Source organism: Plantibacter sp. ME-Dv--P-122b (assembly GCF_030209375.1).
Lineage (GTDB): Bacteria > Actinomycetota > Actinomycetes > Actinomycetales > Microbacteriaceae > Plantibacter.
Map to the genome: position 1 here is coordinate 494,987 of NZ_JARVSC010000001.1, position 24,666 is coordinate 519,652.

The following is a 24,666-nucleotide window of genomic DNA, read 5'->3' on the forward strand; positions in this document are numbered from 1 at the left end:
GGCGACGGTGCGCGAGGATGGAGCCATGACGACGAAGCGCATCCTGTTCATCGGCGGCAGTGGCATCATCTCCTCGGCGTCGGTCGCCAGAGCGGTGTCGCTGGGCCATGACGTCACCGTCCTGAATCGCGGACTGTCCCACGTCCGCCCCCTCCCCGAAGAGGTCGAGCTGCTCCGCGCGGACGTGCGCGACACCGACGCGGTGACCGAGACGCTCGGCTCGCGCGAGTTCGACGTCGTGGCGCAGTTCACCGCGTTCACGCCGCCGCAGGTGCAGGCGGACATCGACCGCTTCGCCGGGCGGATCGGCCAGTACGTGTTCATCAGCTCCGCGTCTGCCTACCAGAAGCCGCCGCAGCGCCTGCCCGTCGTGGAGTCGACGCCGCTCCGGAACCCGTTCTCCCAGTACGCCCGCGACAAGATCTCCTGCGAGGACGTCCTCGTCCACGCCTACCGCGAGCAGGGGTTCCCGGCCACGATCGTGCGCCCGTCACACACCTACGACCGGACGCTCATCCCGACGATGGGCCGGCGCACCGACCTCGACCGCATGCGCTCGGGCAAGCCGGTGGTCGTGCACGGCGACGGGACGACCCGCTGGACCATCACCCACACCGAGGACTTCGCGGTCGGGTTCGTCGGCCTGCTGGGTCGTCGCGACGTGCTCGGGGAGGCCTTCCACATCACGGGCGATCACGCACCGAGCTGGAACGACATCACCCGGTGGATCGCGGAGGCGGCCGGCGTGGAGGCCGACATCGTGCACGTGCCGTCCGACGTCATCGCGAAGCTCCACCCGCCGCTCGGCCCGACGCTCCTCGGCGACAAGGCGTTCCCGATGGTCTTCGACAACACCCGCATCCGCAGTCTCGTCCCGGAGTTCCGGCCCGCCATCCCGTTCTGGGACGGCGCGGCGGAGATGGTCGCGTTCCACGACGCGAACCCGCACTGGCAGCCGGCCGAACCGGAGCTCGACGCGGCCTTCGACCGGATGGTCGCCGCCGTCGGTCACTGAGTGGCAGTCGGTCACTGAGCGGCCTTCGGTCCCTGAGCGGCCTTCGATCCCTGAGCTTGTCGAAGGGCGCACTTCGACACTTCGACAGGCTCAGTGCGGCGCAGCTCAGGGACCGGCGGGGGTGGCCTCCGCGGCCCGGAGGTCCTTCCGGAGGATCTTGCCCGACGCCGACTTCGGGATGGCGTCGACGAACGCCACGCGCCGGATCTTCTTGTGCGGGGCGACGCGCTCCGTGACCCAGGCCATGAGCGCCTCGGCGGCGACGTCCTGGCCCGGCTGCAGGACCACGAACGCCTTCGGCACCTCCTGGCCCTCATCGTCGAGCACCCCGATGACGGCCGCGTCGGCGATCGCCGGATGGCCGAGCAGCAGCGCCTCGAGTTCCGCCGGCGCCACCTGGTAGCCGTGGTACTTGATGAGCTCCTTCAACCGCTCGATGATGCGCACGGTGCCGTCACCGCGGACGGTCGCGATGTCGCCGGTGTGGAGGAAGCCGTCGGCCTCGAGGGTCTCGCGGGTGGCTTCCTCGTTGCCGAGGTACCCGAGCATGACGTTCGGCCCGGCGCAGAGCAGCTCGCCCGCCGCGCTCTCCTCCTCCGAGCCCTCGGCGGGGTAGTCCACTTCGGCGCCGGTCTCGGGATCGACGATCCGGCACTGCATGTTCGGGAGCGTCGTGCCGACGCTGTCGAGGGACGCCCCGTCGGCCTGGAACGCGATCGCGTGGCTGACCGGGCTGAGTTCCGTCATGCCGTAGCCCTGTCGCATCCGACAGCCGAGACGCTCCTCGACCGCCCGCCCGAGCGTCGCATCCAGGGGTGCGGCACCGGAGAAGATCGTGTGGACGCTCGAGAGGTCGAACTCGTCGACGAGCGGGTGCTTCGCGAGCGCCACCGCGATCGGCGGGGCGATGAACACGTAGCTGCAGCGGAAGTCCTGGATGATCCGGAGGAATTCAGCCAGGTCGAATCGCGGCATGGTCACGAGTGAGGCGCGCCGCGACAGGGCGAGGTTGAGCAGCACCGTCATCCCGTAGATGTGGAAGAACGGCAGGACCGCGAGGATCCGGTCGTCGGCGACCATGCCGAGCTGCGGGATCGACTGCTGCACGTTCGCGACGAGGTTCCGATGCGAGAGCATCACGCCCTTCGGCCGACCCGTCGTGCCGGAGGAGTAGGGCAGCACCGCCACATGCGTTGCCGGGTCGAACGAGACGTCGGGCGCGGGGAGGCGGCGCATGAGGAGGTCGCTCAGCGACGCGTGCCCCTCCGCGCCGTCGAGGACGACGACGCGGTCGGAGGGGATGCCGCAGGCGCTCGCCGCAGCCCAGGCCTGCGGGAGCAGCGGGGAGACGGTGAACAGCATCGTCGCTCCGGCGTCGCGCAGCTGCGCCTCGATCTCCTCGGCGTTGTAGAGGCCGTTCACCGTCGTCGCCGTCGCGCCCGCGCGCAGGATGCCGTGGAACACGGTCGCGAAAGCGGGCACGTTCGGCGCGTGGAGGGCGACGACGTCGCCGACCCCGATGCCGGCTGCCGCGAGGGCGCCGGCCAGGGCGTTGATCTGGCCGATGAGCTGTCTATAGCTCGTCTCCGCGCCGGTCGTGCCGTCGCGGAGGGCGATGCGGTCGAGGTCGCTCGGGGCGATGCCGCCGAACAGGGTGTCGTAGACGCTCAGGTCGGGGATCTCGACGTCGGGATGCGGGCTGGTGAACACGAGTGATCTCCTTCGAACACCGGTGATGGTGGAGTGAGTCTATCCACGCCGGGTGCTCGTTAGGCTGAACCCGTGAACGCGTCCCGCCCCATCCTCGGTCTCCTACTCGACGTCGACGGCCCCATCGCCAGTCCGATCACCCGGACGATCAACCTCCCGAGCATCGCGGAGGACCTCGCGACGCTCGCGAACGCCGGGGTCCCGATCGCCTTCAACACCGGGAGGAGCGACGCGTTCCTCCGTGAGGTGGTCGTCCCGCCGCTCCTGGCCGCCGGGCTCGCGGACGACGTCCGGCTCTACGGCATCTGCGAGAAGGGCGCCGTGTGGTTCGGCTTCTCGGCGGCCGGGGTCGACGAGCTGAGCCTCGATCAGGACGTCGCGATGCCGGAGGGCTACGGCGACGTCATCGAGCGCCTGGTCGACGAACGGTATGCCGAGACGGTGTTCTTCGACCACACCAAACGAGCGATGGTCTCGGTCGAGCAGCACGTCGAGGTGCCGGCAGCGGATTACGCGGTCGTGCGGAAGCACTTCGACGACGACGCCCGGGCCGAGCTCGCCCGGCGCGGGTTCGGGGTCGAGCACGCGCCCGGCCGCTACCCGGACGACGCCGGCCTCGTGCAGTACCGCATCGATCCCACGATCATCTCCACCGACATCGAGTCGGTCCGGCTCGGCAAGGACCTCGGCGCCGAGCGCGCGCTCGAACTCCTCGAGGCCGACGGCGGTGCGCTCCCGCTCGCCTGGCGCACGGTCGGTGACTCCCGGAGCGACTACGCGATGGCGGACTGGTTGTTCGAGCACGGGTACGAGGTCGCGCACGTGGACGTCCGTCCGGCCGACGGCGTCCCGGAGAAGCCCTACCCGGTGCTGACCCACCCGACGCTCATCCACGACGAGGCGGGTGCGGCCTTCCTGGCCCGCTGGGTCGCCATGGTGCAGGGGACCGCGACCGACGACGCCGACGTGAGCTGACGATGGCCGGCGAGGAGGGGCGTCCGACGGGCCGCCGTCGACCCGGTCCGACGACGGAGCGCGGGCTCGATCGCGTCGTCAACTTCAGCGACGCCGTCGTCGCCATCGCGATCACGCTGATCATCCTCCCGCTCGTCGACCTCGCGCAGGAGGACGACGGCGGCCCGGTGGCCGTGTTCCTCGGCGACAACTGGACCGGTCTCGCCGCAGCGGCTCTGAGCTTCGTCGTCATCGCCAACTTCTGGCGCGACCACCACCGCCTGTTCGAGCGCACCGCCAAGTACTCGACGCGGCTCGTGACCTTGAACTTCCTCTGGCTCGCCGGGATCGTGTTCTTGCCGCTGCCGACGGTGCTCCTCTTCGACGGGACTGGTGACGACCGCGGCGCACCGACGCTCTACATCGCGACGATGCTCGTGTCGATGGTCGCGGTGCGACTCCAGCAGGTGGTCGTCGAGCGGGACGGGTTGCTCAGCGACGAAGCGGCGGCCGCGCCGCACCAACCCTGGGTGCTCGTGTGGTTCCCGATCGGCCTGATGCTGCTCGCCGGGATCCTGGCCGCGACGGTGCCGGGGCTCGGTGCCCAGGCGCTGTACCTCCTGCTGCTGTCGCTCCCGATCGGGTGGATCGGCAACCGGCGGCACCGGGACGTCCCCGGTTCCTGAGCCGGGTCAGGTCTGGCAGTGGGGACACCAGTAGGTGTCGCGGAGGGCGGTCGGGTCGGCGCCGAGCTTGCCCCGCTGGATCCGCGTGCCGCAGCGGAGGCAGCGTTGACCGTCTCGTGAGTACACCCAGGTCTTCCGGCCGGGCCTCGTGTCGCCCGTCGTGACGCGGTTGCGGCGGTCGCGATTCGCGTTGATGAGCCGGTAGCCGAGTCGCACGGCACCCGGCAGGTCGACCTCGGCGGTGGGCCTCGTCGGGAGGACGCCACGGATGAAGCACAGCTCGTTGACGTACTCGTTGCCGAGCCCTGCGAGGTTGCGCTGGTCGAGCAGCGCAACGTGGATCTCGCGGCCGTCGGCCTCGAGGTTGTGGATGGCGCGCTCCTCGTCCCAGTCCGGACCGAGGAGGTCGGGACCGAGCCAGCCGAAGCGCTCCTTGTCCTCGCTGGAGGGGAACACCTCGACGAGGCCGAGTTCGAACCCGACCGTCACCCAGTGTTGTGTCGACACGATCGCGCGCGCCTTCCACGCCGGCCGCCGCCAGTGCTCGCCCGGCTGGTAGACGTGCCACAGCCCCTCCATCTTGAGGTGCGTGTGGAGCGTGTGGTCGCCGATGTGATGCAGGAGGTGTTTACCACGCGGGATGACGTCGTGGACGACGTCGCCCCGGAGGTCGACGGTCGCGAAGGCGGGCACCCGCAGGTCGAACCCGGTGACGACCTCGCCGGCGAGCGCCTGCCGCAACCGGTGCGCGGCTTGGAAGACCGTGTCACCCTCTGGCATGAACCGCTCCGTCCGTTCCGGCTACGGTGCCACCGGCAGGGTGTCGGGCGCAACCCGTGGCGGAACGGCCGTGTGTCCGTTCACCCACGCCGCAGCCGCAATCCACGGGGCGTCTCGACGAATCCGGCGTCGCGCAGGGCGTGACCCGTCGGGGTGCCGAGAACGAAGGCGCCGTTGACCTGCTCGATACCGAGCTTCTCGATGCGGCCGGCCCGCACCGTGGCCGCGAGGGAACGCGCCCCGGCACGGAGCTGATCGTCGTCCTCCGAGAACACGAGCGCCGTCTTGCCACCGCGTTCCAGGTAGTAGACCGGTGCTCCATCGACGAGGACGACGAGCGCACCCGCCTTCCGTCCTGGCCGGTGCTTCACCCCGGTCACCTCTTGACCTGGCCACCCGAGGGCCGCGCCGTAGGGGTTCGCCGGGTCGGTCGCGGCGAGGGTGACAGCGTCGAGCGGTGGTTCGTCGTCGGTCCGGATGAACCCGCGCAGGCGGTCTACGGTGCCGGAGGAGGCGAACTGCGCCCCGCCGAGGCGCTCCACGAAGTACCCGCGACGGCAGCGGCCGTTCTCCTCGAACTGCTTCAGCACGCGGTAGGCGAGGGCGAAGCCGCCCGTCACGCCCTCCGCGACGACGGAGCCGCGCGTCACGACGCCGTAGCGCTCGAGCAGGGTCTCGCCCGTGGCGACGGCACGGATGGTCGCGTCCTGCTCGGCCAGGGGCAGGATCGACCACCGGCCACCGAGGGTCTGGCTCGCCCGCGTCGACATCGAGGGGCGCTGCAGGTTGCGTCCGCGGTACAGCTTCGAGCGTGGGGTCTGCCGTTGCACCCGGTGCGCCGAGTTCCCCGAGCCGGAACCCACCAGGGTGCGGAGCGGCGAGAAGGTGTCGTTCGTGACGAGCCCGGCCCACACGAGCTCCCACAGGGCGTCGACGAGGAGCTTGTCGTCCGTCGAGCCGACCGACTCCGCGAGCTGCCGGAAGAAGTACGCGCCGCCCCCGCCGAGTGTCGCGAGCAACTCGGTCTGCAGGGCGTCGGGGGTGTGCGGCGTCGGAGCGAGGGGCAGCGTGAGGGGTGCCGTGTCGGCGAGGTGGAGCGCGACCCAGCCGTCGTTGCCGGGGATCGAACCGCTGCCCGACCACACGACCTCGCCCGTCGCGGTGAGCTCGTCGAGCATTGCGGGGCTGTAGTCGGCGACGCGCGAGGGCAGGATCAGCGACTCCCAGGCCGACGCCGGGATGGGCGCGCCGGCGAGCTGGTCGATGACCGTCGCGACGCCGTCGACGCCGCGGAGCGTCCCGCCGAGGTGCTGCCACACCGGCAGGAACCGGGCGAACGCCTGCTGCTCGACGGGCTCGACCTCGTGTCGCAGAGCGGCGAGCGAACGGATGCGGAGCTTGCGCAGCACGCCGGCGTCGCACCACTCCGTCGCGTCGGTGGGGCTGCGGTCGGCATCGTCGCCCTCGCCCACCTGCTGCCGGCCGGCGGGGAGGAACTCGCCCTTGACGACGCGGCCGGCGTCGGCCAGCCGGGCGAGCGTGTGCTGGACCACCGCGGTCCCGAGACCGAAGCGCCTGGCCGTCTGCCCGGTCGTGAACGGCCCGTGCGTGCGCGCGTGGCGGGCGAGGAGGTCGCCCAGCGGATCGGCGACCGGCTCGGTGAACGCGACCGGTACACCGATGGGCAGCGGGGTGCCGAGGGCGTCGCGGAGTCGGCCGGCGTCCTCGATCGCGGCGAAGCGCTCCTCGCCGGCGATCGGGACGCGGATGACGCGCTTCGAGCGTTCGAGTTCGGCGACGGCGGCCGCCGAGCGAGCCGGATCGGGGGACCAGCCGTCCGGGTCGTCGCCACGACTCGCCTCGCCGTCGGTGGAGACGGCGACACCGTCGAAGGTCGTCCGGGCTGCGATCTCGTCGATGGTGAGTGGGCCGAGCATCCGCAGCGCGTCGGCGACGCCCTCGACCCCCTTGAGTCGACGCTCGGGGTCGAGACGCTGCAGCTCGAGCGCGGTCTGCTCGATGACGCCGGGGTCGAGGAGTTCGCGGAGTTCCACGCGGCCGAGGAGCTCGCCGAGCATGGTGCTGTCGACCGCGAGTGCGGCGGCCCGGCGCTCGGCCAGCGGGCTGTCGCCCTCGTACATGAACGCGCCGACGTAGCCGAACAGGAGCGAACGGGCGTAGGGCGAGGGCTGATCGGTCGTGGTCTCGACGATGCGGATCGCGCGCGACTGCAGCTCACGTGCGAGGTGGTCGAGGGCCGGGAGGTCGTAGACGTCCTGCAGACACTCGCGGAGCGTCTCGAGGATGATCGGGAACGTCGGGTACTGCTTCGCGACCTCGAGGAGCTGCGCCGAGCGCTGGCGCTGCTGCCAGAGCGGCGAGCGTTTCTGCGGCGAGTAGTTCGGCAGCAGCAGGGCACGGGCGGCGCACTCGCGGAACCGTGAGGCGAACAGCGCCGACCCGCCGACCTCTTGCGTCACGAGGGCGTCGAGCTCCTCCGGTTCGAAGACGAAGAGTTCGGCTCCCGGCGGCTCGCTCTCGGTGTCGGGCAGGCGGACGATGATGCCGTCGTCGCTCGCCACCGCCGAGCCGTCGACCCCGAGGCGCTCCTGTACCCGGGCGCCGACCGCGAGCGCCCAGGGGGCGTGCACCCGGAGTCCGTAGGGGGAGTGGAGGATGACCCGCCAGTCGCCGAGTTCGTCGCGCGAGCGTTCGACGACGAGGGTCGTGTCGTTGGGGACGACGCCCGTCGCCTCGCGCTGCTCGCGGACGTAGGCGACGAGGTTGCTGATGGCCCGCTCGTCGAGGCCGGCTGCTTCGAGACGTGGGGTGGAGCCCGTGCCGGTGGTGTCGAGCTCGCGCACGAAGGCGCCGATGGCGCGACCGAGCTCGGCCGGGCGACCGATGCCGTCGCCCTTCCAGAACGGCAGCCGGCCCGGCTGGCCGAACGCCGGCGTCACGAGCACGCGGTCGTGGGTGATCTCCTGGATGCGCCAGCTCGTGGCGCCGAGGGCGAAGACGTCGCCGACGCGGGACTCGTAGACCATCTCCTCGTCGAGCTCGCCGACGCGCGCGCCGGCGCCCGACTCGCCGACCATGAACACGCCGAAGAGCCCGCGGTCGGGGATGGTGCCGCCGCTCGTGACGGCCAGGCGTTGGGCCCCCGGCCGACCGGTCAGGACCCCGGCGTCGCGATCCCAGACGATCCGCGGCCGCAGCTCGGCGAAGGCGTCGGAGGGGTAGCGCCCGGCCAGGAGGTCGAGTGTCGCCTCGAAGGCCGAGCGGGGCAGGGAGGCGAACGGGGCACTGCGCTTGACCGTCTCGAACCAGTCCTCCACACCGAGTTCGTCGAGCGCGACCGCCGCGACCGTCTGCTGCGCGAGGATGTCGAGTGGGTTCGAGGGGACCTCGATCGCCTCGATGAGCCCGGCCTCCATCCGCTCGGTCGCGACCGTGGTGCTGATGAGGTCGGCGCGGTGCTTCGGGAACAGGACGCCTCGGGACACCTCGCCCACCTGGTGGCCGGCGCGGCCGACCCGCTGCAGGCCGCTCGCGACGCTCGGCGGGGACTCCACCTGGATGACGAGGTCGACCTCGCCCATGTCGATGCCGAGCTCGAGGCTCGAGGTCGCGACCACGCAGCGCAGGCGGCCGGACTTGAGGTCCTCCTCGATGCCCGCGCGCTGCTCCTTGGAGACGGATCCGTGGTGGGCGCGTGCGAGGAGGGGGATGTCGTCGTCGCTCTCCTCGGTTGCCGGCCGGGCAGCGGCGGCCGCGACGCTCGTCGAGCCGCGGGTCTGGCCGCTCTGGGCCATGAGCTGCGCGGGTGGACGCCCGGCACCCGGGGTCGTCAGGGTGGCGTCGCTGAGCCGGGCTTCGTTGATCTCGTTGAGCCGGGCCGTGAGCCGCTCCGCCAGCCGACGGGAGTTGGCGAACACGATGGTGGAGCGGTGCGCGAGCACGCGGTCGACGATCGCCTCCTCGACGTGCGGCCAGATGCTGCCGACGCGGTCCTCTCCACCGCCGTCGCTGTTCGGGGTGTAGCCGGTGAACCCACCACCGCTGCCGTCGTCGTCGGCCTCGCCGGGCGTCCGCATGCCGGCGTCGGGGTCGGTCATGTCGTCGACCGGGACGACGACGTGGAGGTCGAAGGTCTTCGCGGCCGGCGGGGCCACGATCTCGACCGGTGCGCGGCCCCCGAGGAACCGCGCGACCTCCTCGGCGGGACGCACCGTGGCGGAGAGCCCGATGCGCTGCACCGGCTTCTCGAGCATGGCGTCGAGCCGTTCGAGCGACACCGCGAGGTGCGCGCCGCGCTTCGTCGAGGCGACGGCGTGGATCTCGTCGATGATGACGGTGTCGACCGTGCGGAGGGTCTCCCGCGCCGCGCTCGTGAGCATGAGGAAGAGCGACTCGGGGGTGGTGATGAGGATGTCCGGTGGCTCTTTGGCCATCGCCCGGCGGTCGGCGGACGGGGTGTCGCCCGAGCGGACGCCGACACTGATGGTGGGTGGCTCGGTGCCGAGCCGACGCGCAGCCTGGGCGATGCCGACGAGCGGCGTGCGGAGGTTGCGCTCGACGTCGACGCCGAGGGCCTTCAGCGGCGAGATGTAGAGGACACGGGTGCCGCGGGAGCGCTCGCGCTGGGCGGCGGCGGCCTCCGCTTCGCCGGCCTCGAGTCCGGTGAGCGGGACGCCGCTGCGTGGCCGGACGGCGTGCTCGGCGATGGCTTCGGAGAGCAGACGGTCGATGGACCAGAGGAACGCCGACAGGGTCTTGCCCGAACCGGTCGGCGCGACGACGAGGGCGTTGGCGCCGCGGGAGATCGCGTCCCAGGCGCCCGCCTGCGCCGGCGTGGGCGCGACGAACGCCCCCTCGAACCAGTCGCGCGTCGCGGGGGAGAAGCGCTCGAGCACCTCGGTCATGGGTTCCATCATCCTGCACCCCACCGACACCGCGACCGACGTCGCGCGCGGTCGCATGGCCCCGTATGATCCCGCCGCGCGTCGGGTGCGGTGTCCGGTCGAACCGCCGCCCACCTGGATCGCCGCTCGGCTCCATACGGTATGAAGGAGCTATGAGCGTTCGCACCCCTGATCCCAACCCGGAACCCGATCTCCCCGGCAATTCCAATCCGGGCTGGCTGTCGGACGTCGAACTCGAGGAGATCCGCCGCCGGCTCCCGCTGCTGTACGTCGAGGCCGTGCCGGTCCGCGTCGACGGCTTCGGTGTCGTCACCGAGGTGGGCGTCCTGCTCCGGGCCACGGCGCTCGGCGAGATGACGCGCACGCTCGTCTCCGGTCGCGTCATGTACGGCGAGACGATCCGCGACGCGCTCTTCCGTCACCTGGAGAAGGACCTCGGTCCGATGGCGTTCCCGCTGCTCCCCGCGTCGCCCGTACCGTTCCAGGTGGCCGAGTACTTCCCGCTGCCGGGCCTGTCGCCGTACTCCGACGACCGGCAGCACGCCGTCGCGCTCGCGTACGTCGTCCCGGTGACCGGCACTTGCGAACCCCGCCAGGACGCGCTCGAACTCACCTGGATGACACCCGAGGCGGCGTCCTCCGACGCGATCGCCGCCGAGATGGAGGGTGGCCGAGGCACGCTGCTCCGCGCGGCCCTCGCCTCCGTCGGCCGCCTGCGCTAGCCCTTCGACAGGCTCAGGGACCGGGGGAGCGGCTCACGGACCGGCCCTTCGACAAGCTCAGGGACCGGGGCGCGTCAGCGGGTGTAGCGGACCTCGTCGATCATCTCGCCGAGGAACGGCTCGGTCTTGGCTGCGCCATCGAGCACGAAGCCGTTGCGCTGGTAGAAGCGGTGCGCGCGCGGGTTGTCCGCGGCGACCCACAGGAACGCGGGCTGGCCGTCGGGGATCGCGGCGTCGAAGAGCTGCTGACCGATCCCGGTGCCGTGCCACGCGTCCAGCAGGTAGATGAAGTACAGCTCGCGGTCGCGGGGTGCGTCCTCGTCACGGGCGGGACCCGAACCGGAGAACCCGACGATCTCGCCGTCGACGAGGGCCGCGAAGTGCGTGTACTCGGGGCCCTGTGCCGCCCAGTGGGTCCAGAGCTCGGCCATGCGGCGCGGCGACAGCTTCGCGAGCGTCGCTGCGCTGATGAGGTGGTCGTAGGTCTCGTGCCAGGTGGTTGCGTGGACGCGACCCAGGGACTCGGCATCGACGTCGCGGACGGGACGGACGACTGCGTTGACGTTCATGGTGGAACCGTATCCCGCGCGCCCCCGTCGCGCGAAATCGAGCGGGTCCGCGCGAACGGCGAAGCGCCGCCCACCCTGCGGTGGACGGCGCTTCGTTCGAGCGGTTCGCTGCTAGTTGCCGCTGGACGCGCGACGGTTGGTCCGGGGACGCGAGGACTCGGCGGGAGCGCCCGAGTTCGCGGCGTAGCCGGTGCTGTAGTGCGTGCGGCTGCCACCGGTGGCGGCACCGGCACCCGCACGGGCGCCGCCCGAGCGACCGGTGCCGGAGCGCTGTCCGCCCTGACCACCGTTGCCGCCTGCGGGACGACCGCCACGACGACCGCCGCCGCCCTGGCCGCCCTCGCGAGGAGCACTGTCGCGGCTCGCGCCGGCACGGGCGCCGTCGCGGTCGCGGTGACCGTTGCCGAGGCCGTTGCCGTCGCGGGCTGCGCGCTTGCGCTGCGCGTTGGCACCCTGCGAGCGACCGCCGCCACCACCCTGCTGCTGCACGGCCGCACGCGGCGCCGGCTTCACGTAGGCGGCGACGTCGCCGATGAGCTCGAGGACCGCGGGGGAGGTCGCGGTGACCGCCTGCGGGGTGACGGTGATCTCAGCCTTGCGGAGGAGCTTCTTGAGGTCGTCCATCTGGCCGGGGATCGCGAGGGTGACGACGTCACCGGCGCTGCCGGCACGAGCCGTGCGGCCCGAGCGGTGCAGGTACGCCTTGTGCTCGGTCGGCGGGTCGACGTGGATGACGAGCTCGACGTCGTCGACGTGCACACCGCGGGCAGCGACGTCGGTGGCGACGAGGACCTTCGCGGTCCCGGCGCTGAAGGCCGCGAGGTTGCGGTCGCGGGCCACCTGCGAGAGGTTGCCGTGCAGGTCGACCGCGGGGATGCCGGAGTCGGTGAGCTGCTTCGCGAGCTTCTTGGCGTGGTGCTTCGTGCGCATGAAGAGGATACGACGGCCGCTACCCGAGGCCAGGGCCTGGATGAGGTCCTTCTTCGACTCGACCGAGGGGGTCGTGAAGACGTGGTGGGTCATCGCGGCGACGGGCGAGTTCGCCTCGTCGACGGAGTGGAGCACCTCGTTCTGCAGGAACTTGCGGACGAGCTTGTCCACGCCGTTGTCGAGCGTCGCGGAGAACAGCAGACGCTGCCCGCCGCGAGGCGTCTTGTCGAGGATGCGCGTGACGACCGGCAGGAAGCCGAGGTCGGCCATATGGTCGGCCTCGTCGAGGACGGTGATCTCCACGGCGTCGAGGTTCACGAAGCCCTGCTTCATGAGGTCCTCGAGGCGGCCGGGGCAGGCGATGACGATGTCGACGCCGGCGCGGAGCGCCTCTTCCTGACGCTTCTGCGAGACGCCGCCGAAGATCGTCGTGGTCTTCAGCGAGTAGGCGTCGGCCAGCGGCTGCATGACCGCGGCGATCTGGGTGGCGAGCTCGCGCGTCGGTGCGAGGACGAGTCCGAGCGGGCGACCCGGGCGGCGCTTGCCACCGGCGAGGGCGCCGCCGAGACGGGCGACCATCGGGATGCTGAAGGCCAGGGTCTTGCCGGAGCCGGTCTTGCCTCGCCCGAGGACGTCGCGTCCGCCGAGGGTGTCGGGGAGCGTGTCGATCTGGATGGGGAACGCGCTCGTCTTGCCGTCCTTCGCGAGGGAGGCGACGAGCGGTGCCGGGACGCCGAGGGCGTCGAACGTGATGGGTGCTTCGGTCATGGGTGTGTGTCTCTTTCAGGCACGGCCACGAGCTTCGATGACGGCTGCCGGCGCACTCGTGTGCGGTAGCGGGCACTGCCGGGGTGACCATGCTCGTGATGACTCACGTGGATGGTACGGCGTGCTTCCGTCGGCGTCGTCGCTGGTGGGAGGTGGCGAAGGCGCAGGTCGCGCATCCGTTCGCCGTATGAAGTGTCATCGACCCTGGCATGCACCGCTGGGTGCCGCGCAGGGGAGAGAGGGAGCGTTCTACGACGCAAGCGAGTACCGCACCGGATGGCACGATCACACGCAAGTTGCTCCAGCGTAGCGCATCCGGCGAGGAGTCTGCTGGGAGTGGCGCGTTACGGCTGTGTTTCCATCTCCTGGAATCGGTCGTCGGCGCTTGACAGTCGGCTGGAGCGAGTGAGTAATGTGTCACCCACCACAACCCCGGATCCGTGTACTGTGTCACACGGTACAGAAAGGCCTGTCGCCCATGAGCTTCGATGAAGACGCCCGAGCAGCGAGCACCGTGGTGCACGCGGGAGGCCGGTACGCCGCCGTCGCACCGATCGCCGGAGTCCGCATCCCGCTGGGTGCCGGACAGGTCGCGCTGGGAGCCGGCGAACTCGGAGCGTGGCAGCGTCGGAACCGGGACGCCACCGTCCCGCATTCGATCGAGCAGCTCCGCCTCGCCGGCAACCTCGACAACCTCGCCCGGATCGCGGCACCCGGCGACGGCACGTCACGCTTCCGCGGGCGCTACCCGTTCCTCGACACCGACGTCTTCAAGACCCTGGAAGGCCTCGCCTATCTGCTCGCCGAGGACGAGATCGTCGGGGCGGCACCCGGCGCTGTCCGCGACTTCTACGAGGAGGCCGTCGGCGTCATCGAAGCCGCGCAGCGCGAGGACGGGTACCTCAACTCCTACTTCCAGGCTCCGGAGATCGAGAAGGAACCCTGGGAGGACCTCGCCTGGGGCCACGAGCTGTACAACCTCGGGCACCTCATCCAGGCGGCGATCGCCGCGAAGCGTCGACTCGGCGACGACCGTCTGCTGAACGTCGCCCGGGCGTTCGCCGACCTCGCCGTCGAACGGTTCGGACCGGAGGGCGACCCGCAGGTGTGCGGGCACCCCGAGGTCGAGATGGCCCTGGTCGAGCTGTTCCGTGAGACCGGCGTGCGGTCCTACCTCGAGCTCGCGACCGCGTTCGTCGACCGACGCGGCCACGGCACGGTCGAGCTCCGGGTCTTCCCCGCCGAGTACTTCCAGGACTCGGCGCCCCTCCGCGAGCTCGACTCCGTGACCGGACACGCCGTCCGCATGGCGTACCTGGCCGCCGGAGCGACCGACGTCGCCCTCGAAAGCGGCGACCAGGAGCTGCTCGCGTCGCTGCAGCGGCTCTGGGACGACATGGTGGAGACGAAGCTCTACCTCACGGGCGGCCTCGGGAGTCGACACTCCGACGAGGCGATCGGCGACCGCTACGAGTTGCCGTCCGAACGCTCCTACAGCGAGACGTGCGCCGCGATCGCCGTCATGCAGTGGGGCTGGCGCCTGTACCTCGCGACCGGGTCGGCGGCCGTCCTCGACACCGTCGAGACCGTCCTCTACAACGCGTACGCCGCAGGCCTCTCCGCGGACGGCACGGCCTTCTTCTACGACAACCCGCTGCAGCGTCGTCCTGACCACCTCCAGCGGTCGGGGGCTGAGGCGGACGGCGAACTCCTCAGGCGCAGCTGGTTCGGCTGCCCGTGCTGCCCGCCGAACATCGTGCGCTGGGCAGCGGAGCTGCAGGATCACCTCGCGACGTCGACCCCCGCCGGTATCGAAGTGGCCCACCTCACCGCGGCGTCGATCACGACCGAACGGCTGTCCGTCACCGTCGACACCGCGTATCCGTGGGACGGAGCGGTCACCGTGACGGTGGACACCGCCGCCGACGACGAGGTCGAGCTCGCGATCCGCATCCCCGCGTGGGTCGTCGGTGGTTCCATCCGCGTGAGCGGATCGACCGCGCCGCTCGAACCCGTCGACGGGTGGATCCGTGTCCGGCGGTGGTGGCGTGCCGGCGACACCCTGGAGCTCGACCTCCCGATGCCCGTCCGGGCGCACGGCGCGCACCCCTCCGTCGACGCCCTCCGCGGCTCGATCGCCTTCGCCCGCGGACCGATCGTCTCCTGCGCCGAGCAGCAGGACACGACGGCGGACCTCGACCTCCTCCGGTTCTCCGCAGCCGACGCGGATCGCGCGGTCGTCGAGCACCGTCGGATTCTGGACCGGGAGGGGATCGACGCCGTCGCGTTCCTCGTCCCTGCGACCGTCGACGCTCCCGCTCCGGCCGTGCTCTACCCGGTCCTGACCGGTGCGCCCGACGCCGAGCCGGCCGCGGCATCGCTCGCCGACATCGAGACGACGGCCTCGGTGATGCAGACCACCGCGACCCTCATCCCCTACGCCCTCTGGGGCAACCGCGAACCGGGCGCCATGCGCGTCTGGTTCCGCGCCCACTGACCTCCTTCCGTCCCCGACCCCGCTCCACCCTCTCCACCCGCGGGCGACCCGCCCGATCGACACGAAAGCAGAGCGTCATGAAGCAACGATTCTCCATCCCCGCCCTCGCGGCGGCGGCCGTCCTCCTCCTCGCGGGGTGTACCTCCGCGGGTTCGGGCTCAGGAGGTGACGGACCGTCCAGCACCCCGGTGAAGGGCGGCACCGTCGACGTCCTCCTGAACGCGGACTTCTCGCACCTCGACCCGGTCCAGGGCTTCGACGGCGGCGTGAACAACTTCTACCGCCTCATCTACCGCACGTTGACGACGCAGTCCACGGGCGAGGGCGCCAAAGGCACCGAGATGGTCCCCGACCTCGCGACCGACCTCGGCACGGTGAGCGACGACGGCCTCCAGTGGACGTTCACGCTCAAGGACGACCTCAAGTTCGAAGACGGCACGCCGATCACGAGCAAGGATGTGAAGTTCGGCGTCGAGCGCTCCTTCGACCCGGCCATCGCCGTCGGATCGCCCTACGCCCGCCTCACGATCGCCGGCACGGACGCGTACGAGGGCCCGTACATCTCGGGTGACCTGCCGTCCATCCAGACGCCGGACGACCAGACCATCGTGTTCACGCTCAAGGAGCCGTTCGCCGACTTCGCGAGCGTCGTCGGACAGAACAGCTTCACGCCCTTCCCGGCCGACACCGAGCGGGTGACGACGACGAGCCTCGACAAGATGCCGATCGCCTCCGGCCCCTACAAGGTCGACAGCTACGAGCGCGGTTCGCAGCTGAAGCTCGTCCGCAACGACTCGTGGGACCCGAAGACGGACGACGTCCGCAAGGCCTACCCGGACGGCTTCGACTTCACCTTCGGCCTCGACGCCTCGACCATCGACGAGCGCATGATCGCCGGCCAGGGTGACGATGCGAACGCGATCGCCGGGTCCGTCCAGGCTGCCTCCATCTCCCGGATCCAGACGCCGGCACTCAAGGCACGCACCATCGCCGGCCTCCAGGGCTGCACGACGTACATGGGTCTGAACACGACCAAGCCGAACATGGACAACCCGCTGGTCCGCCAGGCCATCGCCTACGCCATCGACCGCGAGTCGGTGAAGGACGCCTCGGGCGGATCGCAGCTCGCGGACATCGCGACCACCATGCTGCCGCCGACGGTCGCGGGTCAGACCGACTTCGACCTCTACCCGAGCAAGGACAACGCCGGTGACCCGGAGAAGGCCAAGGAACTCCTCGCCGAGGCGGGTCTGCCCGACGGCTTCTCCTTCACGCTCGACATCCGCAGTCAGCCCAAGATGCAGGCGCAGGCCGAGGCGGTGCAGCAGGCGCTCGCGAAGGCCGGCATCACGGTGAACTTCAACCTCATCGACACCTCGACCTACTACGAGGTCATCGGCACGACGTCGCAGCAGAACGACGCAGCCATCACCGGCTGGTGCCCGGACTGGGCCTCGGGCTCGACCTTCCTGCCGCCGCTCTTCGACGGTTCGCAGATCTTCCCGAAGGGCAACTCGAACATCGCGCAGCTGAACGACCCCGCCGTCAACGAGCGTATCGCCGAGATCCGCGCGATGACCGACACCGACGAGGCCAACGCCGCTTGGGGTGCGCTCGACGAGCAGATCCAGAAGCTCGTGCCGACGGTGCCGCTGCTGTTCGAGAAGACGGTCATGGTCGTCGGAGCCAACGTCGCCGGTGCGTACTCGCACGCCGGGTACTCCGGTGGCATCGACTACGTGTCCGTCGGCCTGTCCTCGGCCGGCAAGTAGTCGGAAAGCCGGTAGCCGCAGATGTCGTCGTCCGTTCCCAGTGAGCTGACCACCGTCGCCGAGGAGGTGGGTGCGCCGGTCGGTGCGCCCACCCCCGCGCGGCGGGTGATCGCCACCCTCCGCTCCAGCCCGCCGGTGCTGCTCAGCGTCGCGTTCATCGTGCTCGTCGTGCTGCTCGCGATCCTCGCCCCGCTGATCACCGCCATCAGCGACTGGGGTCCGTACACCTTCGACAAGTCGGCGGTGGACTCCGACCTCGGCGGCGTGCCGATCGGCAACCTCGGCGGGATCTCCGCCGAGCACTGGTTCGGGGTCGAACCCGGGAACGGACGCGACATCTTCGCGCGCATCGCCTTCGGTGCGCAGGTGTCGCTGTCGATCGCCGTCTCGGCGACGATCGTCACGACCGTGCTCGGCGTCGTGCTCGGCATGCTCGCCGGCTTCTACGGCGGGTGGGTCGACCAGGTCGTCTCCCGCGTCATGGACTTCCTCATGGCGTTCCCGTCGCTCATCTTCATGATCGCGCTCCTGTCGGCCCTGCCCGCCGGCAACCGACCGGTCCTGCTCGTCGTCGTGCTGAGTCTCTTCGGTTGGCCCTACACGGCTCGGGTGGTGCGCGGTCAGGCCATGTCGCTGCGGACGAGCGAGTTCGTCGAGTCGGCGCGCGCGTCGGGCGCCGGGGGCATCCGCATCGTCTTCCGCGAGATCCTGCCGAACCTCCGCGGCACCATCATCGTCCTGGCCACCCTCGCCGTTCCCGGCTACATCGGCACGGAGGCGGGCCTCTCCTTCCTCGGCGTCGGCGTCACCCCGCCCACGCCGAGCTGGGGCCAGATGATCGCGACCGCGGTCGGCTGGTACGCGGTCGACCCGATGTACTTCCTCATCCCCGGCACCTTCCTGTTCCTCACGGTGCTGTCCTTCACCGTGCTCGGCGACCGCCTGCGCAAGGCCCTCGACTCGGGAGACGCCGCCTCATGACCCTCTACCTCCTGCGCCGGATCGCGTCGGCGATCGGCATCCTGCTGCTCATCAGCCTCTTCACCTACGTCATCTTCTTCCTGCTGTCGCCCGACCCGGCGGTGCAGATCTGCGGCAAGACCTGCACCCCCGACCGCATCGACCAGATCCGGGCGCAGCTCGGGCTCGACCAGCCGTTCTGGCAGCAGTACCTCGAGTTCATCCGGGGGATCGTCATGGGTCGGAGCTACGGGGAGGGCGCGTCCGCGGTCTCCTGTGCCGCGCCGTGCCTCGGCTTCAGCTTCCAGACCAACGAGTCCGTCATGGACATGATCACCGCGCGCTTCCCCGTGACCGCGACGGTCGCGATCGGTGCAGCGGTCCTGTGGCTGCTCGTCGGCGTCAGCGGTGGCCTGCTCAGCGCCGTCAAGCAGGGGACCGGCTGGGACCGTGGGGCGATGATGGTCGCCCTCGCCGGCATCAGCCTGCCGAACTACTTCCTCGCGCTCCTCCTGCAGTACGTCCTCGTGGTGCAACTGCAGATCCTGCCGTTCCCGCAGGCCGTGCCCTTCGCCGAAGACCCGGTCCGCTGGTTCCAGAACTACCTCATGCCGTGGATCGTGCTCGCCCTCGGCTACGCGTCGATGTACGCGAGGCTCGTCCGCGCGAACGTCATCGACACCCTCGGCGAGAACTTCATGCGGACCGCCCGGGCGAAGGGCCTGCCCGCGCCCCTCATCCTGCGCCGCCACGCGCTGCGGCCGGCGCTCACCCCCGTCGTCACGCTCTTCGGCATGGACTTCGCGGGCCTCCTCGGTGGAGCCCTCATCACCGAGACGGTGTTCGGACTGAACGGTGTCGGCAAGCTCGCCGCCGACTCGATCGCGAAGAACGACCAGCCCGTCATCATGGGCGTCACCCTCCTGGCCGCGTTCTTCGTGGTCATCGGCAACGTCGTGGTCGACGTCGTGTACACGTTCCTCGACCCGAGAGTGAGAGTGAAGAGCGCATGAGCCCCACCGTCACCAGGACCATCTCCCTGCCCGTCCCCGGTGCAGCGCTGCTCGAGGTCGACGACCTCACGGTCACCTTCCCGACCACCTCCGGCGACGTCGACGTGGTGCGGAAGGCGTCGTTCGCGGTCCAGCACGGCCAGACCCTCGGCATCGTGGGCGAGTCCGGCTCCGGCAAGTCCATGACCTCGCTCGCGATCATGGGGCTGCTCCCGAACGGCGGGCGCACGACCGGCAGCGTCCGACTGAGCGGACACGAGCTCGTCGGGCGCAGCGACCGCGAGATGCGTCGCGTCCGTGGCGACCGGATCGCGATGGTCTTCCAGGACCCGCTCTCCTCGCTCAACCCGTACTACACCGTCGGGCTGCAGATCGAGGAGGCGTACCGCGCCCATCGCGGCGGTTCCCGGAAGGCCGCCAGGGCCGTCACGATCGAAGCCCTCGAACGGGTCCGCATCGCGGACGCCTCCCGGCGCGTCGACCACTACCCGCATCAGTTCTCGGGCGGCATGCGGCAGCGCATCATGATCGCCATGGCGCTCTGCCTGGAACCCGACCTGCTCATCGCGGACGAACCGACGACGGCGCTCGACGTCACCGTCCAGGCGCAGATCCTCGACCTCCTCTCCGAACTGCAACGGGAGACCGGCACCGGCATGATCTTCATCACCCACGACCTCGCCGTCGTCAGCCAGGTCGCCGACGACGTGCTCGTCATGCGCGGCGGCGACCCCGTCGAGATGGGGACCGCCGAGCAGATCTTCTCCCGACCGCAGGCGCCCTACACCCGCGCACTGCTCGACGCCCTCCCGCGGATCGACGACCCGTTCTCCGAGCGGCCGACGGCACCCGCCACGACCGGAGAGGGACAGGCATGAACGACGCACCAGTGCTCCTGCGGGCCACCGGGCTCACGAAGGACTTCACGACCAAGGGTGACGGGGCGTTCCGCGCACGGACCACGCAGTTCCGCGCCGTCGACGACGTCGGGTTCGCCGTCCGCGCCGGCGAGACGCTCGGCATCGTCGGGGAGTCGGGCAGCGGCAAGTCGACGACCGCACGGATGATCGCGAAGCTCATCGAACCCACCGCCGGAACGATCACCTTCGACGGCGAGGACGTCACCGCCGCGCGTGGGACGGCGCTCGCCGCGTTCCGGACGAAGGTGCAGGTCGTCTTCCAGGACCCGTTCTCCTCCCTCAACCCGCGGCACACCGTCGAGCGCATCGTGTCGGCACCGCTCGACTACCAGGGGATCACCCCGAAGCAGGGCAAGCGCGCCCTCGTGCGCGACCTGCTCGACCGCGTCGGCCTGAACCCCGACCACCTCCAGCGCTACCCGCGGCAGTTCTCCGGCGGCCAGGCCCAGCGCATCGGGATCGCCCGGGCGCTCGCCGTCTCCCCGAAGCTCGTGATCTGCGACGAGGCGGTGTCGGCGCTCGACGTGTCGGTGCAGGCACGCATCATCGACCTGCTGCGCGACCTGCAGGCCGAGCGCGGTCTGAGCTACCTGTTCATCGCGCACGACCTCGCCGTCGTGCGGCAGATCGCCCACGACGTCGCCGTCATGCACCGGGGCAAGGTGGTCGAGCAGGGGGACCGCGAGGCGATCTTCGACCACCCGCAGGACGACTACACGAAGACCCTGCTCGCCGCCGTGCCCACGATCGACCCGAGCTGGGAGGCCGCGCGTGCCACCATGCTCGAACAGGAGCGGACGCACGGATCGGCCGCCGGAAGGACAGAGGCATGACCCACCGCACCACCACCTCCCTGCTGCCGGGGATCCACGTGACCGACCACACGGTCGACGTCCCGCTGGACTGGCGGCGGCCCGACGACGGCCGCACGATCAGCCTGTTCGCGCGCGAACTCGTCGACCCCCTGCGCCGCGACGAGCCGCTCCCGGTGCTCGTGTTCCTCCAGGGCGGACCGGGTGGCAAGGGCCCGCGTCCGGTGTCCAGGGACGGCTGGATCGCCGAAGCTCTCCGCACCTTCCGCCTCGTGCTGCTCGACCAGCGCGGCACCGGTCGGAGCACCAGGATCGACGGGCGGTCCATCGCGGCCGTCGGTGACGCCGCGGCCCAGGCCGAGTACCTGGAACGCTTCCGGGCCGACTCGATCGTCGACGACGCCGAGTACCTGCGCCGCACCGTCTTCGGTGGCCGTCGCTGGTCGACGCTCGGTCAGAGCTACGGCGGGTTCCTCACCCTCACCTACCTCTCGCGAGCGCCGGAGGGACTGGCCGCCTGCTACGTCACCGGCGGTCTCGCGGGCATCCAGCCGTCGGCGGCGGAGGTCTACCGCCGCACCTATCCGCGTACCGAGCGCAAGAACCGGGCCTTCGCCGAGCGGTACCCCCAGGACGTCGAGACCGTCGCGCGGATCGCCGACCGACTCGCCGCCGACGAGGTCCTCCTGCCGGACCGCGATCGACTCACCGTGCGGCGCTTCCAGAACCTCGGGATCGACTTCGGGATGAAGCCCGGCTACGAGCGCCTCCACTGGCTCCTCGACGAGGCGTTCGACAGCGGCGACCGCCTGAGCGACACCTTCCTGGCGCAGGTCTGGGCGAGGACGTCCTACATCGACAACCCCCTCTTCATCGCGATGCAGGAGACCATCTACGGTGCCGCCGGCGCTGGCGCGACGGGCTGGGCCGCACAGGCCGAGCGCGATGCACGGCCGGCGTTCGCCGAGACGGCGAGGCCGCTGCTGTTCACCGGCGAGATGGTGTACCCGTGGATGTTCGAGGAGATCCGCTCGCTCCGGCCCTTCCAGGGGGCGGTGGAGCGACTGGCGGCGAAGACCGACTGGGACCCGCTGTACGACCCCGCGGTCCTGCAGTCGAGCAGGGTGCCGCTCGCCGCGGCCGTGTACTTCGACGACATGTACGTGGACGCGCAGCTGCAGTTGGAGACGGTCGACGCCGTCGGCGGGGCGACCGCCTGGGTCACGAACGAGTACGAGCACGACGGGATCCAGGACGCCGCCGTGGTGCGCCGCCTGTTTTCGATGGTGGACGAGCGCGGCGGCCGTCGCGCGGATGAGGAGCAGGCATGACCGACACGCAGCAGCAGTCGCCCGAGCAGACGGCGGGGCTCGCCCCGGCCACCACGGAGGCACCCGCCACGTCCATGCCACGCCCGGCGACCCCGGATCCGAAGCTGCCCCGCCTGGCAGAGGTGCCGGCGTTCCGCGAGTTCCTCGGCACCGGCTGGGGCACCCCCGACCGCACGCCGCCGGTCGAGCCCGGGATCGCCGCGGCCGCGGCCGAGCACCGTCGTCGGCTGAGCCAGGCGTTCGTCGGGCACGCGCTCGTCGTCGCCGCCGGTCGCGCGCCCGTCCGCGCCAACGACGCGAACTACGACTTCCGCCCCGACAGCGACTTCTTCTGGCTCACCGGCTGCTCCGCCGAGGACGCGGTCCTCGTGCTGTGTCCGAGCGGTGCCGGCCACGACGCGACGTTGTACATCCCGGCACCGGCGCACCCGGGCGAGACCGGGTTCTTCGCCGACGCCAACCACGGCGAGCTCTGGGTCGGCTCCGCGCCGGGGCCGGCCGACTGGTCGGCGGTCCTCGACCTCCGGGTCGAGGTGCTCGCCGCGCTGCCCGACGCGCTCCGAGGCGTCGAACGGCCGCTCCTCGCAGGAACCCTGACCTCGCGGCATCGCGCGCTCGAACCGCTGACGATCGCGCCGGAACTCGGCCGCGTGCTCTCGGAACTGCGCATGATCAAGGACGCGTGGGAGATCGCGGAGTTGCGGCGAGCGGTCGACGCGACCGTCGGCGGGTTCTCCGCCGTGATCCGGGAGCTGCCGACAGCCGTCGCCGGTGGCGGTGAGCGCTGGCTGCAGGGGACCTTCGACCGACACGCCCGCACCACCGGGAACGGCCCCGGCTACTCGACCATCGTCGGGAGCGGCGCGCACGCACCAACGCTCCACTGGGTGCGCTGCGACGGCCCGGTCCGCCCCGAGGACGCGATCTTGCTCGACATGGGCGTGGAGACGCGTGCGTTCTACACGGCGGACGTCACCCGGACCTTCCCCGTCTCGGGCACCTTCAGCCCGGAGCAGCGACGGGTCCACGACCTCGTCGAGGCGTCCCACCGCGCCGGGATGGCCGCCGTCCGCCCGGGCCGCGACTTCACCGACTTCCACCACGCGGCCATGGAGGTCATCGCGCAGGGACTCCACGACTGGGACCTCCTGCCGGTGTCCGTCGACGAGGCGCTCAGTCCCGCCGGCCAGCACCACCGTCGCTACCTCGTGTGCGGCATCGGTCACCACCTCGGCCTCGACGTCCATGACTGCGCGAAATCCTCCTACGAGGCCTACCAGGGTGGCTCGATGGCGCCCGGCATGGTGCTCACGGTCGAGCCGGGGTTGTACTTCCACGCCTTCGACGAGACCGTGCCGCCGGAACTGCGCGGCATCGGCGTCCGGCTCGAGGACGACCTCCTCGTGACCGCCGACGGCGTCGAAGTGCTGTCGGATGCGCTGCCGATCGACGCGTCGGGCATCGAAGCGTGGATGCGCGCCCAGTAACCTGAGCGGACCGTGGTGGGAGACGAAGGATGGGAGTCGCGATGGGCATGTCGGCGATCCGACCGGCCGAGGAACGGCTGAGCCTGCGGGCGCAGGTGGAGCGGGCGGTGTCCGCGGCGATCATCTCGGGTGAGCTCGCGCCGGGGACGATGATCTCGGTACCGACGCTCGCGGTGCAGTTCAACGTCTCGGCGACCCCGGTCCGCGAAGCAATGCTCGATCTCGAGAAGCGCGACTTCGTGGAGGCGGTCCGGAACAAGGGCTTCCGCGTCACGGTCGTCAGCGAGGCCTCGCTCCGCAACACGGCACAGATCCGCCAGCTGCTCGAGCCGCCCGCGATGGCGGACCTCGCCGAGGTCTTCGACCACGAGTCGCTGCCCGAGCTCCGGCAGCAGGCGGACGACATCGTCGCCGGTGCGCGCGACGGCGACCTGACCCGGTACCTCGAAGCCGACCAGGCCTTCCACCTCGCGCTCACCGCGAAACTCGGCAACCCGCTCCTCGTCGAGCTCGTCGCCGACCTCCGCGGACGCACCCGGCTCGTCGGGCTGGCCGCCATGCTCGACTCGCAGCAGCTCGACCGCTCGGCCGTGGAGCACCACGAGCTTCTCGACGCCCTCGAGCGGGGTGACGGGCCCGCCGCCCGCGAGCTCATGCATCGACACATCGGGCACACCACCGGCTGGTGGGCCGGCAAGCCCGAATCCGACGCCGAGTAGCCCCGGGCGTGCGTGCGCGGACCTCGACCAGGATCCGCGATCGTGCACGCTTGCCTGTTCAATGAATGTGTGACACATTACTGAGAGCCCTTCCCT

General features: G+C 70.8%; 18 protein-coding genes. 13 read left to right on the forward strand and 5 right to left on the reverse strand.

Features of this window, described 5'->3' with window-relative positions:
- The first annotated feature begins 25 nt into the window (after positions 1 to 25).
- Positions 26 to 1,015: an NAD-dependent epimerase/dehydratase family protein gene (locus tag QRN19_RS02385; RefSeq protein WP_285025010.1), complete on the forward strand. Its 990-nt coding sequence runs from the start codon at positions 26 to 28 to the stop codon at positions 1,013 to 1,015.
- Between the two features lie 105 nt (positions 1,016 to 1,120).
- On the opposite strand, the gene QRN19_RS02390 is transcribed toward QRN19_RS02385, so the two are convergent.
- Positions 1,121 to 2,725: an AMP-binding protein gene (locus QRN19_RS02390; protein ID WP_285025011.1), complete on the reverse strand. Its 1,605-nt coding sequence runs from the start codon at positions 2,723 to 2,725 to the stop codon at positions 1,121 to 1,123.
- 72 nt (positions 2,726 to 2,797) lie between these two features.
- On the opposite strand from QRN19_RS02390, the gene QRN19_RS02395 reads away from it, so the two are divergent.
- Together QRN19_RS02395 and QRN19_RS02400 are read left to right on the forward strand one after the other, a co-directional pair.
- Positions 2,798 to 3,700: an HAD family hydrolase gene (locus tag QRN19_RS02395; RefSeq protein ID WP_285025012.1), complete on the forward strand. Its 903-nt coding sequence runs from the start codon at positions 2,798 to 2,800 to the stop codon at positions 3,698 to 3,700.
- Positions 3,701 to 3,702: 2 nt separating this feature from the next.
- Entirely contained in the window at positions 3,703 to 4,365 is a 663-nt protein-coding gene (locus tag QRN19_RS02400; RefSeq protein ID WP_285025013.1) for a TMEM175 family protein, read from the forward strand.
- A 6-nt stretch (positions 4,366 to 4,371) separates the two neighbouring features.
- On the opposite strand, the gene QRN19_RS02405 is transcribed toward QRN19_RS02400, so the two are convergent.
- Together QRN19_RS02405 and QRN19_RS02410 are read right to left on the reverse strand one after the other, a co-directional pair.
- Positions 4,372 to 5,145: a DNA-formamidopyrimidine glycosylase family protein gene (locus tag QRN19_RS02405; protein ID WP_285025015.1), complete on the reverse strand. Its 774-nt coding sequence runs from the start codon at positions 5,143 to 5,145 to the stop codon at positions 4,372 to 4,374.
- 80 nt (positions 5,146 to 5,225) lie between these two features.
- Entirely contained in the window at positions 5,226 to 10,070 is a 4,845-nt protein-coding gene (locus QRN19_RS02410; protein ID WP_285025016.1) for an ATP-dependent helicase, read from the reverse strand.
- Between the two features lie 152 nt (positions 10,071 to 10,222).
- On the opposite strand from QRN19_RS02410, the gene QRN19_RS02415 reads away from it, so the two are divergent.
- On the forward strand, positions 10,223 to 10,792 hold the full coding sequence (locus QRN19_RS02415; RefSeq protein ID WP_064294286.1) for an NUDIX hydrolase family protein: 570 nt from the start codon (positions 10,223 to 10,225) through the stop codon (positions 10,790 to 10,792).
- A 74-nt stretch (positions 10,793 to 10,866) separates the two neighbouring features.
- On the opposite strand, the gene QRN19_RS02420 is transcribed toward QRN19_RS02415, so the two are convergent.
- Together QRN19_RS02420 and QRN19_RS02425 are read right to left on the reverse strand one after the other, a co-directional pair.
- Positions 10,867 to 11,361 (reverse strand): GNAT family N-acetyltransferase, encoded by a 495-nt coding sequence (locus QRN19_RS02420; protein ID WP_285025017.1) that lies wholly within the window; start codon positions 11,359 to 11,361, stop codon positions 10,867 to 10,869.
- 111 nt (positions 11,362 to 11,472) lie between these two features.
- On the reverse strand, positions 11,473 to 13,059 hold the full coding sequence (locus QRN19_RS02425; RefSeq protein WP_285025019.1) for a DEAD/DEAH box helicase: 1,587 nt from the start codon (positions 13,057 to 13,059) through the stop codon (positions 11,473 to 11,475).
- A gap of 478 nt (positions 13,060 to 13,537) precedes the next feature.
- Between QRN19_RS02425 and QRN19_RS02430 the strand changes: the two genes are divergently transcribed.
- The 9 genes from QRN19_RS02430 to QRN19_RS02470 all read left to right on the forward strand — a co-directional run bounded on the left by QRN19_RS02430 (position 13,538) and on the right by QRN19_RS02470 (position 24,570).
- The gene (locus QRN19_RS02430) at positions 13,538 to 15,556 is read left to right on the forward strand and encodes a glycoside hydrolase family 127 protein (RefSeq protein ID WP_285025020.1); all 2,019 of its coding nucleotides are present in this window, start codon (positions 13,538 to 13,540) and stop codon (positions 15,554 to 15,556) included.
- 77 nt (positions 15,557 to 15,633) lie between these two features.
- Complete coding sequence (locus tag QRN19_RS02435; protein ID WP_285025021.1) at positions 15,634 to 17,328, forward strand: ABC transporter substrate-binding protein; 1,695 nt, start codon at positions 15,634 to 15,636, stop codon at positions 17,326 to 17,328.
- Positions 17,329 to 17,373: 45 nt separating this feature from the next.
- A complete protein-coding gene (locus QRN19_RS02440; RefSeq protein ID WP_502928022.1) occupies positions 17,374 to 18,309 on the forward strand; it encodes an ABC transporter permease in 936 nt (311 codons plus the stop codon).
- Complete coding sequence (locus tag QRN19_RS02445) at positions 18,306 to 19,301, forward strand: ABC transporter permease (protein WP_079705218.1); 996 nt, start codon at positions 18,306 to 18,308, stop codon at positions 19,299 to 19,301. Before QRN19_RS02440 ends, QRN19_RS02445 begins: the two co-directional genes overlap by 4 nt.
- Positions 19,298 to 20,179, forward strand: coding sequence for an ABC transporter ATP-binding protein (locus QRN19_RS02450; protein WP_285025023.1), 882 nt, complete (start codon positions 19,298 to 19,300; stop codon positions 20,177 to 20,179). The genes QRN19_RS02445 and QRN19_RS02450 overlap by 4 nt, the downstream gene beginning before the upstream one ends.
- Entirely contained in the window at positions 20,176 to 21,054 is an 879-nt protein-coding gene (locus QRN19_RS02455) for an ABC transporter ATP-binding protein (RefSeq protein ID WP_285025024.1), read from the forward strand. The genes QRN19_RS02450 and QRN19_RS02455 overlap by 4 nt, the downstream gene beginning before the upstream one ends.
- Positions 21,051 to 22,364 (forward strand): alpha/beta fold hydrolase, encoded by a 1,314-nt coding sequence (locus QRN19_RS02460; RefSeq protein WP_285025025.1) that lies wholly within the window; start codon positions 21,051 to 21,053, stop codon positions 22,362 to 22,364. Before QRN19_RS02455 ends, QRN19_RS02460 begins: the two co-directional genes overlap by 4 nt.
- Complete coding sequence (locus QRN19_RS02465; RefSeq protein WP_350224023.1) at positions 22,361 to 23,851, forward strand: aminopeptidase P family protein; 1,491 nt, start codon at positions 22,361 to 22,363, stop codon at positions 23,849 to 23,851. Before QRN19_RS02460 ends, QRN19_RS02465 begins: the two co-directional genes overlap by 4 nt.
- 29 nt (positions 23,852 to 23,880) lie before the next feature.
- Positions 23,881 to 24,570: a GntR family transcriptional regulator gene (locus tag QRN19_RS02470; protein WP_285025026.1), complete on the forward strand. Its 690-nt coding sequence runs from the start codon at positions 23,881 to 23,883 to the stop codon at positions 24,568 to 24,570.
- Positions 24,571 to 24,666: the final 96 nt, after the last annotated feature.